Annotated in this window: 20 protein-coding genes; 13 read left to right on the top strand and 7 right to left on the bottom strand. The window is 58.0% G+C overall.

Features of this window, described 5'->3' with window-relative positions:
• Positions 1-23: 23 nt before the first annotated feature.
• The 7 genes from OC605_RS01220 to OC605_RS01190 all read right to left on the bottom strand — a co-directional run bounded on the left by OC605_RS01220 (position 24) and on the right by OC605_RS01190 (position 2,764).
• Entirely contained in the window at positions 24-287 is a 264-nt protein-coding gene (locus OC605_RS01220) for a pyocin activator PrtN family protein (protein WP_262136106.1), read from the bottom strand.
• A 51-nt stretch (positions 288-338) separates the two neighbouring features.
• A complete protein-coding gene (locus OC605_RS01215; protein WP_262136105.1) occupies positions 339-581 on the bottom strand; it encodes a pyocin activator PrtN family protein in 243 nt (80 codons plus the stop codon).
• A complete protein-coding gene (locus OC605_RS01210; RefSeq protein WP_262136104.1) occupies positions 578-961 on the bottom strand; it encodes a hypothetical protein in 384 nt (127 codons plus the stop codon). Before OC605_RS01210 ends, OC605_RS01215 begins: the two co-directional genes overlap by 4 nt.
• Complete coding sequence (locus OC605_RS01205; protein WP_262136103.1) at positions 958-1,233, bottom strand: phage antirepressor KilAC domain-containing protein; 276 nt, start codon at positions 1,231-1,233, stop codon at positions 958-960. The genes OC605_RS01210 and OC605_RS01205 overlap by 4 nt, the downstream gene beginning before the upstream one ends.
• Before the next feature lie 10 nt (positions 1,234-1,243).
• Positions 1,244-1,615: a hypothetical protein gene (locus tag OC605_RS01200; protein ID WP_262136102.1), complete on the bottom strand. Its 372-nt coding sequence runs from the start codon at positions 1,613-1,615 to the stop codon at positions 1,244-1,246.
• Positions 1,612-1,821, bottom strand: a complete 210-nt coding sequence (locus OC605_RS01195) for a hypothetical protein (protein ID WP_262136101.1) — start codon at positions 1,819-1,821, stop codon at positions 1,612-1,614. The genes OC605_RS01200 and OC605_RS01195 overlap by 4 nt, the downstream gene beginning before the upstream one ends.
• A gap of 145 nt (positions 1,822-1,966) precedes the next feature.
• On the bottom strand, positions 1,967-2,764 hold the full coding sequence (locus tag OC605_RS01190; RefSeq protein ID WP_262136100.1) for a helix-turn-helix transcriptional regulator: 798 nt from the start codon (positions 2,762-2,764) through the stop codon (positions 1,967-1,969).
• An 88-nt stretch (positions 2,765-2,852) separates the two neighbouring features.
• Between OC605_RS01190 and OC605_RS28075 the strand changes: the two genes are divergently transcribed.
• From OC605_RS28075 to OC605_RS01130, 13 genes are all read left to right on the top strand, one after another.
• Positions 2,853-3,092 carry a Cro/CI family transcriptional regulator gene (locus OC605_RS28075; RefSeq protein ID WP_410055970.1) on the top strand — a complete coding sequence of 80 codons (240 nt, stop codon included), beginning with the start codon at positions 2,853-2,855 and terminating at the stop codon, positions 3,090-3,092.
• 139 nt (positions 3,093-3,231) lie between these two features.
• The gene (locus tag OC605_RS01185; RefSeq protein ID WP_034156300.1) at positions 3,232-3,720 is read left to right on the top strand and encodes a phage regulatory CII family protein; all 489 of its coding nucleotides are present in this window, start codon (positions 3,232-3,234) and stop codon (positions 3,718-3,720) included.
• Positions 3,713-3,919: a TraR/DksA C4-type zinc finger protein gene (locus OC605_RS01180; RefSeq protein WP_101158491.1), complete on the top strand. Its 207-nt coding sequence runs from the start codon at positions 3,713-3,715 to the stop codon at positions 3,917-3,919. Before OC605_RS01185 ends, OC605_RS01180 begins: the two co-directional genes overlap by 8 nt.
• Positions 3,916-6,615: a bifunctional DNA primase/polymerase gene (locus OC605_RS01175; protein ID WP_262136099.1), complete on the top strand. Its 2,700-nt coding sequence runs from the start codon at positions 3,916-3,918 to the stop codon at positions 6,613-6,615. Before OC605_RS01180 ends, OC605_RS01175 begins: the two co-directional genes overlap by 4 nt.
• Positions 6,612-6,950, top strand: a complete 339-nt coding sequence (locus OC605_RS01170) for a hypothetical protein (protein WP_262136098.1) — start codon at positions 6,612-6,614, stop codon at positions 6,948-6,950. Before OC605_RS01175 ends, OC605_RS01170 begins: the two co-directional genes overlap by 4 nt.
• The gene (locus tag OC605_RS01165; RefSeq protein ID WP_262136097.1) at positions 6,943-7,425 is read left to right on the top strand and encodes a hypothetical protein; all 483 of its coding nucleotides are present in this window, start codon (positions 6,943-6,945) and stop codon (positions 7,423-7,425) included. Before OC605_RS01170 ends, OC605_RS01165 begins: the two co-directional genes overlap by 8 nt.
• A 191-nt stretch (positions 7,426-7,616) precedes the next feature.
• Positions 7,617-7,961: a phage holin family protein gene (locus OC605_RS01160; protein ID WP_034156347.1), complete on the top strand. Its 345-nt coding sequence runs from the start codon at positions 7,617-7,619 to the stop codon at positions 7,959-7,961.
• Between the two features lie 143 nt (positions 7,962-8,104).
• The gene (locus tag OC605_RS01155) at positions 8,105-8,695 is read left to right on the top strand and encodes a terminase small subunit (RefSeq protein ID WP_262136096.1); all 591 of its coding nucleotides are present in this window, start codon (positions 8,105-8,107) and stop codon (positions 8,693-8,695) included.
• Positions 8,696-8,699: 4 nt separating this feature from the next.
• Positions 8,700-10,724 carry a phage terminase large subunit family protein gene (locus OC605_RS01150; protein ID WP_262136095.1) on the top strand — a complete coding sequence of 675 codons (2,025 nt, stop codon included), beginning with the start codon at positions 8,700-8,702 and terminating at the stop codon, positions 10,722-10,724.
• A gap of 1 nt (position 10,725) precedes the next feature.
• Positions 10,726-10,932, top strand: coding sequence for a phage head-tail joining protein (locus OC605_RS01145; protein ID WP_008087653.1), 207 nt, complete (start codon positions 10,726-10,728; stop codon positions 10,930-10,932).
• Positions 10,932-12,413 (top strand): phage portal protein, encoded by a 1,482-nt coding sequence (locus OC605_RS01140; protein WP_262136094.1) that lies wholly within the window; start codon positions 10,932-10,934, stop codon positions 12,411-12,413. Before OC605_RS01145 ends, OC605_RS01140 begins: the two co-directional genes overlap by 1 nt.
• The gene (locus OC605_RS01135; RefSeq protein WP_262136093.1) at positions 12,410-13,564 is read left to right on the top strand and encodes a head maturation protease, ClpP-related; all 1,155 of its coding nucleotides are present in this window, start codon (positions 12,410-12,412) and stop codon (positions 13,562-13,564) included. Before OC605_RS01140 ends, OC605_RS01135 begins: the two co-directional genes overlap by 4 nt.
• Positions 13,561-13,905 (top strand): head decoration protein, encoded by a 345-nt coding sequence (locus tag OC605_RS01130; RefSeq protein WP_262136092.1) that lies wholly within the window; start codon positions 13,561-13,563, stop codon positions 13,903-13,905. Before OC605_RS01135 ends, OC605_RS01130 begins: the two co-directional genes overlap by 4 nt.
• Positions 13,906-13,908: the final 3 nt, after the last annotated feature.

The following is a 13,908-nucleotide window of genomic DNA, read 5'->3' as shown; positions in this document are numbered from 1 at the left end:
TAGTGCTGCTAGACAGGCGCTAATTAATTTTTATTTAATTTTTCTATTTCGCATATCGCACGTTCTCTTTGTCGGTCTATGTATTCTGCTAGGTCTTTTAAATGTACCCCTAATGCTGCTTTTTGAGTGTTGGGGCCTAGCCGCACAATGGGTATTTTTATTTCGCCGCTGAGCTGTTTGGCTTTGAACTTCTCTACCGTTAATCCCATGTAGTCAGCACAGAGACGATTCAGCGGAATAACTGCTTGTCCGTCGTATTGAGCCATAAGTAAAAAAAGCGTGTTCATGCAGCCTCCTGTTTATCGTCTGATTGAGAGAAAATTGAATGACCATCGGCATCAAGCCGCATGCTTCGCCGCTTGGGCGTCAAGGAATTCGGCTAGGTCGTGCAGATACACCACTCGTTGTGCGCGAGCAGAGCCGTGCAGACGCTTCACGACCAGCGCGATACGACCTGCCTTGATCTCGGCCAGTAGGTAGCGGTCGGTGCGAATGTGTGCGAAGTACTGTTCCCGAACTGCTGCCAAGGTCGGACATGGAGTAGCGAACTGACGTCGCAATTGCTCTAGTGTGTTGCTCACTCTGCGTTCTCCCCGTACCCCTCCGATGGGCGCAGCAACTTGAGGCGAATCAGCTCGGCGAGGCCCTCTTTACTTTTGCCCATGGCAGCCGCGCAGATGTTGCCCTTGGCGTCAGCCACCACCGCGCCGAATGGGAACTCGGGCGAGTTGGTCGGCGTAACGTAGGCGACTTGCCCGTCAAGGATCACGTTGTTGACGCAGCGAAATACCTCGGCCAACTCGGTGCTCAGTACTGGCATGCTTTCCATTAATTGGATGGCTTCCGTCGAGGCGCCAACGAGGGTTGCGCGGCTGACTACCCCCGGGCAGTTCAAGTAGATCGGGATCAGCTTCAGGGCGCCGAGGGCTTGCGTGTAGGCATTGAGGTAGTTGGTTGTCATGCCGCGGCGTCCTTTTTGGTATTGATGATTCCTAGCTTCTTGGCCAGCCATTCGATCCCTTCTTCCTTCACCATCACCACGGAGTAATGACGGCACTTGTTTAGAGACGGAATCAGGGTGCTGCGCGGATCCGAATATAGATAGCCGCGATCACGGTGCTGGCTGGCTAGATCGCCACTGCTGTTGAGAATGCCCAGCTCGCGCAACCTGGTGCGGAAGGCGCGGGGCTTGAATCCGAGCAATGCGGCTGTTTCGTCCAGGGTGCGATTCATGGCGCAGTCCTCAAGCAGCGATCAGTTTGCGAACGCGGGCAAGCAATGCTTCCGAGTCCGCAAGTGCTCGATCAATTTGCGCCAGTCGGCCGGACTGCTCGGGTGGCGCGGGTTGAGCTGCTTCAATTCGGCCGTTCGCAATGTCCTGGATGAAATCCCGCAGGTGCAGGTGATTGGCTCGGTCCGACCGCTTGAGGGTCAGTTCGCCGGTGTGGCCGCCCAGGTCAACATTGATGACTGCGGTGTTGTCGGTGAGCTCTACATCAAAGCTTGCATAGATGACTTGCTCTGGTCGTTGAAGAGGGCACACGGCAGCTCCACCAACCTGGAGCATGTGATGCAACAGGTCTTGTTTAGTGAGGGGGATGAGATAGTTACTCATGCCGCATCGTCTCCGAGCGGCCCGGCATTGGCTTCGGATACGTTAGCGAGAATGACTGGTTTGATAGCGGCGGTACGGCCCTTGGGGTTGCTGATGACGATAAGCCCCGTGCGAAGCTGTAGGTCTTCAACTGCGGCGCGACTGCTGCATGCGGAGGGGTGCAGGTAAACAGGGCAGCGGGTGTCGCTTTGCTGTGTGATTTGCATGGGCTGATCTCTTTGGTGAGAGGTGGATTCCGATGCAAAATTAGTGTTACTGATTTAGTTTGTCAACAGTATCACTTATAAAATTTAGGAAATAAAACTAATAATCGAAAAAAAAGGCCCTTGCGGGCCTTTGGGGAGAGATCTCTTAAAGCATTACCGAGTACCAGAAAACCTTACCGATGATGCGAATGTGCTGTTGGACGTAGTCGCCATCGTAGCGTTCGTCCGGGTGTTCCTCGGTGTTGTAGCTCCGTAGGCGCAAACCTGAGCCTGGCAATCGATAGAGAAGCTTCACGCGCAACTGTCCGTCATGATCAATGGCGTACATTTTACCGTCCTGCACGACTGTATTCGCGGTGTCTACACCCACGGTGCTGCCATCCGGAAGGACTGGCTCCATGCTGTTTCCAGTCACTGGAGCGCAACCCGCAGAAGCAGGATCGATGCTTTTTCTCTTGAGAGTTCGTTTCCCGAAGCGAAGCTTACGTCCGTTTGTTTCAAGCCTAACCTGAGATCCATTACCCGCAGACAATTCCACTTCCTTAAAGAATGGCAGCTCTACTTCATCGGGCCCAAGCGGGGTCTCGTCATCCCACACTTCAATCTGATGCATCTCCCAGTCGGGGGTTCTTGAGCGTTCATTGCCGCCCTGTGAATGCCGCAGGCGGGGCATTTCGGCGAGAGCAGCGAGACGTGGACTTACCTCTTCAAGCGAAAAGCCCAAGACATTCGAAAATTTGATCAGCGCTCCTATGTTGAGAGGGATTCGGCCATTTAGGTATTGGCTAACAACGCTTTGCCCAGCCCATTCGCACAGATCGGCGATTTTGTCCTGGGTCAGGGAGGGATCATGCCTTTTGCGGTCCTGATAAATAGCCTTCAAGCGCATGGCTTCGGCTTTTCGGGTCTCGTCGTCGGCAGAGAAGGGTATCGAAGTGGTCATGCATCCCAATTTATAAGGAAGACTTATTTTATCAAAACAGTAATACGTCTATTTTTCTTGCTGTTTAAAAGAAGTGTTACTAATATGCATGCCGCAACGCCCATTCGAGGAAACGTGGATGGCAAACGAAATAGGAATTCCCTTGGGAGATTTCGCAGAGGGTAAGACTCAACCCGAGCTAGCTTTACTGATCGGGGTATCGCAAAGCGCTGTCTCTCAAATGCTCAATTCAGCTCGAGATATTCGAGTTCGGGTTGATGAGAAAGGGACCTGTACAGCGGTAGAGATTCGTCCTATCGGATCGCGCCGCAAGGCCAGGGCCGCTTAAAGGGTGTCGAGCTGGGGCCTCTCACCAAAGAATCCCCCAGCCCGACTACGACGACACACAGCACATGCACATCGGTCGTGGTCATAGGATAGGGTTTGCCCTGGGCTATGGCTACACCGTAAACAGGGGATTTACGGTTATGAGTCGCACAGATCTTTTGCCGGACGCTGGTCCGGTCCTGCCACTACGCCAAGCGATTTATCGCGCTGGTCGTGACTACAAGGGCGGAATTACCGCCCTTGCCTTTGAAATGGTGTTGGACAACGACACCCTCCAGAAGAAACTCAAGCTCGATGAAGAACGCCGATGGCTGAATCCAGATGAGCTTGAGGAAGTGATCAGGCTGACCGCGGATCCACGCTTGCTGGATGCATTGATGCGTCCAGCAGGTGCGGTTTGGTACCGGCCCGTGGCCGTTCCGGCAACCCGTGATGCCTTGAAAGCGGTTGGTAAGCTACTCGGGGAAACCGGTGAATTCGTGGCCAAGATGCACGACGGCGCGGCGGATAACGTCTGGGAGCTTCATGAAGTCGTGGATCTAGAAAAGCACGGAATGGATGTGATCCGCGAAGTCCTTGGAATCATGGCGGGCGCTCGTCAGGCGATGGAGGATCGCATCAATGGCTGATGATATCGACCGCGCAAACGAGCAGGCGCAATACCTGCTTGATGTTGCTATTCATCGCAGTCGCCGCGTGCCATCGAGCCGCGTTAGCGCGCAGTTCTGTGACGACTGCGACGAACCAATCCCGTTGCTTCGACAGCAGAAGGTTGAAGGTTGCGAGACCTGCGTCTCTTGTCAGGAGTTGCGGGAGGCCCGGCGATGAGTGAATCGGGCAAAGGAACAGCCATCGCTACATGGGCAAAGCGTTACATCAGTACTTTCGACTTGGCACTCGTATCGATTGATCCAGGTGAAAAGGCTCCGAAAGGCCTGGGGTGGAATAAGCCCGGGGGCTATATCACCGACGCCGACACGGCCGAGGCGTTTTGGCAACGAAACCCAAATCACAACCTTGGTGTCGTGCTGGGGCCGAGCCGCGTTTGTTCATTGGATGTTGATGACGCTCAATGGACGCGACATGTGCTGTATGAACTGTTGGGCCTCGACCTTGATGCGATGGCAGTAGTGTTCCCGACTATCGTCGGGAATCCGCTGCGATTCCGGGTAGTGTTCAAGGTGCCGGAAGGTATCGAACTCACGCGTCATTCACTTTCATGGCCGAATGAAAAAGACCCGGACGGTTCGATTTTCAAAGGATTTATGGACAAGGCCAAGGCTGCGAAAGAGCAGGGTGATTTTGCCGCAGAAGCTGCTGCACGAACCGAAGCCGAGCCGTTCAAACGCTTCACGGTCTTTGAACTACGTGCGGGATTGGTGCAAGACGTATTTCCACCCTCGATTCATCCCGGTACCGGCAAACCTTACATCTGGAAAACCGCTCCAAGTGCTACTGACGGGCTGCCGACGCTGACCAACGAGTTGCTTACCATTTGGCAGAATTGGGAGTTTTTTAAGCGAGATGCTGAAGCTGCGTGTCCATGGGCGGTTGCGCCACCGGAGGCACCGGTCAAAGCCAAAAAGCGTCCTGTACTCGGTGGCGGCAAACGGCCCTCAGTAATTGATGAATTCAACCGTTGTCACGATGTTGCGGAGCTTCTTCGTGCCCATGGATACATCAAGCGAGGCAATAAGTGGCTTTACCCTCAAAGCAGCACCGGTCTGCCAGGGGTGACGATCACTGAGGACAAGGTTTATTCGCACCACGGTGCTGACCCTCTCGCGAACGGGCATCAGAACGACGCCTTTGAAGTGTTCTGCTTACTCGAGCACGGTGGCGACCAGTCGAAGGCTGTGAAGGATGCTGCGCGAATGTTGGGCATGCAACACGCCGCCCGTCCAGATCCGAATGATCTTCCCCCCACCCCATCCGGTGAATTGAGCGGGCCGATCTCCGACGAAACATGCCCGTCCCGCGAGGCCGCTCCTGCTCCTGACGGGGGAGCGGGGGAGGTCATAACGTTGGACCACATTCTGCGTCGTTTCGCGTTGGTCGAGGGCACCACGCACGTCTGGGATTGCGACCAATCGAAGGTAATGAAGAAGTCCGCCTTCGAAGCTCGTGTGGGCAAGCCACTGGCCAAAGCCTGGTTGGACGACACCGCAAAGAGGCTGATTTCTGACGATCATGTTCGCGAGATCGAGCAGGCGCGCCGCATGGCTGGGAAGAAAGGCGGTGCATTCGGGATGTCTCCAACCGATCGCTACGTTTACATCGATGGCACCAAAGACGTTTGGGATCGCGAAAAGAAGCGGCGCATAGCCGAGGGCGCGGTGAAGATGGCGCTGGGTGACACTTACCCGCTGTGGCTGAACAGCAGCGAGCGCCGCACCGTCGATGTTGAACACATCGTGTTTGATCCGACCATGACGAAGGATCCTGCGGTGTACATCAACACCTTTGACGGGTTGCCGCTTGAGCCAGTCAGGGATGATGCAGCGTGTGCCAACCTGCGTTGGCTGATCTCATTTCTTTGTAACCATGATGAAGCGGCAACCGATTGGCTAACTCGCTGGCTGGCGTATCCGCTGCAGCACTTGGGCGCCAAGATGGACACCGCTGTGTTGATGCATTCGATTATGGAGGGTTCGGGCAAGAGCCTGTTGTTCGCTGACGCGCTCGGCATGCTTTATGGCCAATACGCGGCGACTGTTGGTCAGACGCAGTTGGAAAGCAGTTTCAACGCGTGGCAAAGCCGCAAATTGTGGTCGGTCTTTGAAGAGGTCGTCAGTCGCGATCAACGTTATAACCAGGTGGGCAAGATCAAGCACTTGATCACTGGTAAAACGGTGCGGATGGAGTCGAAATTCATTAATGGCTGGGAAGAAGCCAACCATATGAATGCGGTGTTTCTCAGCAACGAGATTCTTCCCTGGCCAATCAGCGACAGTGATCGACGAATGCTAGTCATGTGGCCTATGGAGACTCTGCCAGTCGCACGGCAAAAGGCGATTGGTCGTGAACTGGAGCAGGGTGGGGTCGCGGCACTCTACGGTTGGTTACTGTCGGTCGATCTAGGGGACTTCAACCAGCGCACGCGGCCGCCATCGACCGAGGCGCGTGAGCGTTTGGTGGCCTTGAGTCGGGCCGGCTGGCAAACCTTCTTGCATCTGTGGAAGTACAGCGAGCTGGGTCATGGGCTTTGGGGACCGTGTCTATCGACCGACCTCTATTCGTTGTTTCTCGAATGGTGCCAGCGCAACAAAGAGCACGTGATGAGTCAGACCAAGTTCTCTCTATTTATCAGTTCCGAGGTGGATAAAACGCGGGCGATACCCTGGACCGACGGCAATAACCGTCGCTTCGGCGCGTTTTTCTTTCCTGTGGATCTAGATGCTTCCCCGCCCCCATCACTCAAGGCGGCAGAGCTGGGCAAGCAGGTAGAGAACTGGCGGGCGAAGGCCAAGCTGGCGGGCTGGCACGTGGACAGCTGGGATCACATCAAGGCGCTTGCGGCATGACTATTTTCAAAAGTGTGTTGGGTGTGTTGAGTGTGTGTCGGGTTGATTTTGAATACCCCACACAAGTTGAGTGCCCGAATTACATGCCTTCGCGGGTGTTGTGTGGGGTGTGTTGGGTTTTGTGTCGCGCACGCGCGTGCACGACGTTCTATGCAACGAATTCAACGGAACGAATTTTTTCTTATGCGAAGACTGATAAACCCAACAAACCCAACACACTCAACTCAAGTTTGATTGAAGCATTGAATTTAAAGGGATTTATCTGTGTTGGGTTTGTGTCGGGTTGCGGTTTTTCTGTGTTGGATTGGGTTTTACGGGGGCAGGGCAATGATTGAGGCGATGGAGTTGTTGCTGAAACATTGGGGCGAGCAATGCCGACACGCCGGTGAAGCGGGAGGCATGGGTAGCCCGATGGCGACGATCATGGAGTGGGGCGGTTGTGCGCCGCGGGGCACACCCGGATCTCGGATCCTTCTCGGCGGTGGTGCGGGTCCAGATGCAATTGCGCAGGAAATTGGTGCCGCCCTTTCCGAGATTGCCCGGCAAGATGGTCGGGGTGAAAGGCTGCAACAGTTGGCAGTTATGCGTTACGGCTTTGACCCTGCACCGACATGGGCAGCGCAGATGCACGAGCTGGGCTACGTCTCAAAGGCGAAGCAAACCTACTACGATCTTGTGCACCGTCTTCATGTCCGACTGTTTGAGGTGCTGGCCGAGCGCAAGGACGCACGTAAGTGGCTTACCGTTGGTCGGGGCGCTTTACCTCAAAGTCTCCTCAAAGTTGCGTCAAAGTCGCGTCAAGTTGGATAACCGAAAATGCCCCCTTTTCGGTTCCGTACTCAGGGGGTAAAAAGTCCCCACGATATGGATTCTGCGCCTTGGCGCTTCCCCGAGCACGTGCTGTGCACTTCGTCCTGGCGTATGCCGCGACATTGAAAACCCTGCCCTCCGGCGGGGTTTTCTTTTTTGTGTTCGGCATGCTCCTTCACTTGAGGCACAACATGACAAATGAGCAGCAAGCGCTGGCAGAAATGCCGATCTGGTTGGTGATCGTCCTGGCTCTGGTCGGCGGCGTATCCGGTGAGATGTGGCGAGCAGACAAGGATGGTGCCCGTGGCTGGGCGCTGATGCGTCGGCTTGCGCTTCGATCCGGTGCCTGCATTGTCTGCGGAGTCTCGGCAATGATGCTGATGATCGCGGCGGGCATGTCGCTCTGGACGGCGGGCGCCTTGGGTTGTCTCACGGCAATGGCCGGTGCAGATGTTGCCATCGGCTTGTACGAACGCTGGGCTGCCAAGCGGCTTGGCGTGTGCGATGTCCCGCCGAATGGCGGCGGACCAGCCTGAAACCGCCGGGGACCCTGGGGTTATTCGGAGGGTACGGGGTCGGAAACCCGCGGGACTGTGTTAGCGGACGGTTCACCAGCTTAGTGAACTGAGGTGAACAGGTGAACTGGCGGTGAACTCGCGGGTGAACTGGAGAATTAACCATGACGATCATCAGTAAAACGGAGTTTGCGGCCCGGCGCGGCTGGGCCAAATCCTATGTTTCGAAATTGGCGAGTCAGGATCGGCTGGTACTTACCGAAAATGGCAAGATCGACTTGGAAGCCACTGAGGCGCTACTCGATAAAACCAGCGACCCCAGCAAGGCCGCGGTCGCCGACCGTCACCAGCAAGACCGGATTCAACGTGACGTTTACAGCCAACTATCACCCCTCACGGCGCCGACTTCCACGGCTGCGCCGCCGCAGCTGATGCCTAGCGACGGCAAACACCCCGACTACCAGAAATCCCGTGCACTGCGCGAACACAACATGGCCAAGTTGGCCGAGATCGAGCTGGGCAAGGCGCAAGGCTCTTTGGTATCGAGAGAGGCAGTCGAGACTGGCGCCTATGACGCCGGCCGGTTGTTGCGTGACCAGTTGTTCGGACCGCTACCTCAGCTGTCCTACGACCTCGCGGCAATGACGGATCCTTGGCAAATCGAAAAACATCTCACCGCGACAATCCGTCGAACGCTGGAGGAAGCCGAGCGCCTCTCTTCAGCGGACCTTGATCATGCCTTAACAGTGAACTGAACCTATGCACACGGAATTTTCTGACGGTGCACAGGTGTACCGTGAGAACTACTTCCGTGGGCTGCGTCCCGACCCCGATCTATGGATTGATGAATGGGCCGACGAGTACATGCGAATCCCGCGTGACACCGGTGCCCCTGAGCCCGGCCAGTACCGCACGTCGCGGACACCCTATGCTCGCGAGCCGATGCGTTGCCTGTCGCCGGCCCATCCCTGCAGACGCGTGGTCACCATGGTGGCTTCGCAGTTGATGAAAACCCAGATCGCGCTCAATTGGATGGGCGGCCTGATTCACATGGCGCCGTCGAACATCCTGGCGCTGTTGCCTAGCCTCGGCCTGTCCAAGCGGGTGTCGGGGCGGATCAGCAAGACCATCAAAGCCACTCCCGTGCTGCGCGAGCGGGTCGCGGCCACCCGTTCGCGGGACGCACGCAACACCATGGACACCAAGGAGTTCGAGGGTGGCTCGCTGTACGTCACCACCGCCGGTTCTGCAGCCAACCTATCGGAGCTGTCGGCACGCTATATCTACGGCGACGAAGTCGATCGCTGGGAGAACGACGTCGGCCAGGAGGGTGATCCCATCAGGCTGGCGGAGACGCGTGCAACCAACTTCGGCCGCAATGCGAAGATTTACTTTTCCAGCTCGCCGACTATCAAGGGCGCCTCGCGAATCGCCGATCTGTTCGAGTCCAGCGATCAGCGTCACTACTACGTGCCATGTCCGCATTGTGGGCACATGCAGGTGCTTGAGTGGGAAAACCTACTGTATTCGGCCGATTTCAGCGTCGTGCATTACAAGTGCGCGGCGTCCGGCCTGGACTGTGATGTGCTGATCGAAGAGCACCACAAAAGCGACATGCTCGCCCGAGGAGAGTGGCGTGCGCATGGCACCGGCGACGGCAAGACGGTTGGCTTTCATCTCAGCGCCCTGTATTCGCCGACCGGTTGGATGGACTGGACATCGCTCGCCATCGAGTTTGAAGACGCGAAAAAAGCTCAGGCGCAGGGCGATACCAGCCTTATGCAGGTGTTCTACAACACCCGTCTGGCCAAAGTATGGGACAGCTCGCTCGAACAGACCAAGGCTGAAGTGTTAATCGCTCGGGCTCGTCAGGAAACCTACACCCTCGGCGCTATGCCGCTGGGCGTGCTGATGCTGACCGGCGCTGTCGACGTTCAGGCCAACCGTCTGGAGTTGATGGTGATGGGCTTCGGTGTCGGCATGGAGCGCTGGGTGGTTGATCACCAAATCATCTGGGGCGACCCGGCAGACGAACGCACCTGGGCGGTGCTGGACGAGAAACTCAAGGCTCGTTACCGACATCCCTGCGGTGTGGGTCTGGCGATTCTCGCCGTGGGTGTCGACTCCGGCGGTCATCACACCGATGAGGTCTACCAGTTCTGCCGCGTCCGTCGCTGGCGCAACATCTTCGCCATCAAGGGCGCGAGCAAGCCGGGCCGACCGGTGATTGCACAGCGCCCGTCCATGGTTGACGTGACGTGGAAGGGCCAGACCGAACGCAACGGCGCCGAGCTGTGGTTCGTCGGCACCGACACCGCCAAAGACTGGATCTACAACCGCTATCCATTCCCGGACGGTCCTGGATCGCTGCACTTTGCCAACGACCTGCCGGACGAATTCTTCGCCCAGTGCGTCGCCGAGCGCAAAGTCGTGCGATACGTGCGCGGACACAAGCGCATCGAGTGGGTGAAGGGCAAGGCTGAGCGCAACGAAGCGCTCGACCTGATGGTGTACTGCCTGGCGATGGCGCATTACCTCGGCATCAATCGCTACCAAGAACACGATTGGGACAGGGTGCGACAAGCACTGGCCCAGTCCGGCTTGTTCGATGACGTCATCAAGCCAGTTCAGGGCGAGCGACCTGATGCTGAGCAAACACCGGCGCCCGCTGCTGTGCGCCAAGCCCAACCCGCACCACCACCCGCTGCACCGGTTTCACAAACGCGACCGGCAGCCCCCCCTCACCGCCGCAGCTCTGCCAGCGGCTATCTGAAGAGACGCTGATATGTCCTTTACAAAAAAGCACCTCGACGCGGTTGAGGCGGCCATTGCGCGCGGTGAGAAAACTGTGCGCTACACCGACCGTACCGTGGAGTACCGCACGGTCGATGAGTTGCTCAAGGCTCGCGAGGAAATACGCTCGTCACTTGCCAGCGCCGCCGGGCCACGCTCACGTGTGGTCCGGCTGTACCACGCAGGGAAGGGGGTCTGATGGCCCGACACTTCCCAACGTTGACCCGCAACGGGTTTGTCCTGCCTTCCAACATCAAGGCGAGCTACGAAGGCGCTGGAGAAGGGCGCCGCTCCGCTGGCTGGGACGCTCCCGACAACGGGATCAACAGCATCAACACGCCGGCACTGCGCAACCTGCGGTCGCGCTCCCGGGCGGCGGTTCGCAATGATCCTTACGCCTTCAACGTCATCGACAAGCGCGTCAGCAACCTGATCGGCACGGGCATCACCCCTCGACCTACAACCGACGATGATGCTTTGCGCAAGCTGCTGCAGGAGCTGTGGGTGGATTGGGTTGATGAGTCGGACGCGGATGATCGCACCGACTTCTACGGCCAGCAGGCGCTGGTGGCGCGCACGGTGGAAACCTCGGGCGAATGCTTCGTACGGCTGCGTCCACGCGGTCTGGATGAAGGTTTAGCAGTTCCGCTGCAGCTGCAGATCCTCGCACCGGAATTTGTGCCGCACGACAAATTCGAGACCACCAAAAACGGCAACGTCATCCGCGCCGGCATCGAGTTCACTCCCGGCGGCAAGCGAGTGGCGTACTGGATGTACCTGTCGCACCCACGCGACGCAGCCTCGCTGAACGCCGGCTACAACCAATTGGTCCGCGTGCCCGCCGCCCAGGTGCTGCACATCTTCGAACCGGTCGAGCCGGGCCAGTTGCGCGGTGTGCCGCGATTATCGCCGGTGCTCAAGCGCCTGCGCAGTCTCGACAACTACGACGACGCAGTGTTGTTCCGCCAAGAGGTGGCCAATCTGTTCGCCGGTTTCATCAAGCGGCCAGCGCCGGACTCGGGACCACTTCCCAGAGATCCGGTGACCGGTCAGCCGCTTGATCTGGACCGCGATGGCTTCACGCCGATGGTTGCGCTCGAACCCGGCACCATGCAGGAACTGGGCGCGGGTGAGGAGGTGGAGTTCTCCAAACCGCCAGACGCTGGCAACAACTACCCGGACTTCATGCGGCAACAACTGATGGCTGCTGCAGCGGGGTCGGGCACGCCTTACGAGATCCTCACCGGAGACATGCGCGGTATCAACGACCGGGCGCTTCGGGTGGTGCTCAACGAATTTCGGCGCCGTCTGGAGCAACTGCAATTCAGCGTGTACGTGCACCAACTTTGCCGTCCTGTACGGGCTGCGTGGATGGACATGGCGGTGCTGTCTGGCGTTCTGGCGCTCGACGATTACGCACAGAAACGCCGCAAGTACCTGCGTACTCGCTGGGTTCCACAAGGCTGGGCCTATATCCAGCCAGTACAGGACGTGCAGGCACGCCGGATGGAAGTACAGGCCGGGTTTTCTTCCCGCAGCGAGATGGTCCTGCGCACCGGCTACGACGCCGAAACGGTCGATCTGGAAAACGCCGCCGATCTGGCACGGGCCTCAAAACTGGGCCTCAACTACAACACCCTTGATGCCGTCGAAGACAACGACGACAAGGAGCAACCATGAGCAAACAAGCGCGACCGCGCATTTACAACCGCGCGGGCAAACGCGTCGAGGTTCAGGACAAGACCTGGTACGCCCTGCAGGCCAGCGGAGAGGCCATCGAGCGAGTGATCGAGGTTTTCGTCTATGGCGAGATCGGCGCGTGGGGCATCACAGCCAATCAGTTCGTGCAGGATCTGCGCGCCATGGATGATGGTGTGTCCCCGGTGATCGCCGCGTTCAACAGTATCGGCGGTGACCTGTTTGACGGTCTGGCCATGCATAACGCGCTGTCGCGTCTGGGCGAGCGCTGCACCGGACGAATCGATGCGCTCGCTGCCAGTGCTGCCAGCGTCGCCGTGTGCGGTGCACACCGCGTAGTCATCGCGGCGAACGCCATGTTGATGATTCACAACCCATACACCTATGCAGGCGGTGGCGCTGAGGACTTCCGTCGGGTCGCTGATGTATTGGATCAAACCTTGGAGGCGATCATTGCGGCCTATAAGGCCAAGGCGCCCGACATCGAAGACGCCGAGCTGCGGCGGATGGTTGATGCCGAAACCTGGCTGACTGCTAACGAAGCGGTGGCTCTTGGTCTTGCAGACGAAGTCGGAGACGGCATCAAAGTCAACGCATGCCTCGGTCAAGGCGCGGTGTTGCAACGGTTCCAGCACGCTCCGGTTGAGTTGGTGGCCCAGCTCGACGAGCCGCCTGAACCGGATCCCGAACTTGAACCTGTCGATCCGCCGCTGGTGCCGCCTGTAGTGGACTCGGCCAAATTGGCATTGATGATTAGTCAGCGTTGCACGGCGGCGGGCATCAGCAATCTGATCGAGCCGCTGCTCAATTCTACCCAGCTCGAAAGCGAGGAAATCGTTCTCGCCGGTCTGGCTCGCGCCAAGGCGGTGAACGACCTCTGCGTCGCCGCGCGGCTGCCGGAATTCAGCGCCGAGTATGTCGCGGCCGGTCTGGATGCGGCGGCGGTGCGGGCGCGTCTGTTCGACAAGATTGTCACCAGCGGTAAGGGCTTTGAAATTGACAACAGTCTGCCGCTGGCGGACGACCCGGCACCCAAGGTGCTGGCCAAACAACCTGACCCCAACTCGATTTGGGCTGCTCGCCAAGCGGCTCAAACTGGAACCGCGCACGGCGCGAAAGGAGCACGAGCATGACCATCAAACAGGAACCGATGCACGCAGGTGAATTCCTGCTGTCCGAGGGCGCCGGCACGATCTCGCGCGAAGCGATCAATGTAGCGGCGGGTCCAGCATTGTGGCCTGGACAAATTCTCGGGCTTGTAACCGCAACCGGCGAATTCGCACCGTACAACCCAACGGCAGAGGACGGCACTGAAAACGCTGTCGCCATTCTCTACGGCCCGCTGGGCGAATCCGACGTGGTGCGTCGCGGTCGCGCCATGGTGCGGTTGGCCGAGGTCAGCGAAGCGCACTTGACCGGCCTCGATCTGGCTGCCGAGAAAGCCTTGGCCGCACATTCGCTGATCGTCCGCTAAAGC

It is taken from the genome of Pseudomonas sp. Marseille-Q5117 (assembly GCF_946901175.1).
Taxonomy (GTDB): domain Bacteria; phylum Pseudomonadota; class Gammaproteobacteria; order Pseudomonadales; family Pseudomonadaceae; genus Aquipseudomonas; species Aquipseudomonas iranensis.
This window is presented reverse-complemented; position numbering and strand designations above follow the sequence as displayed.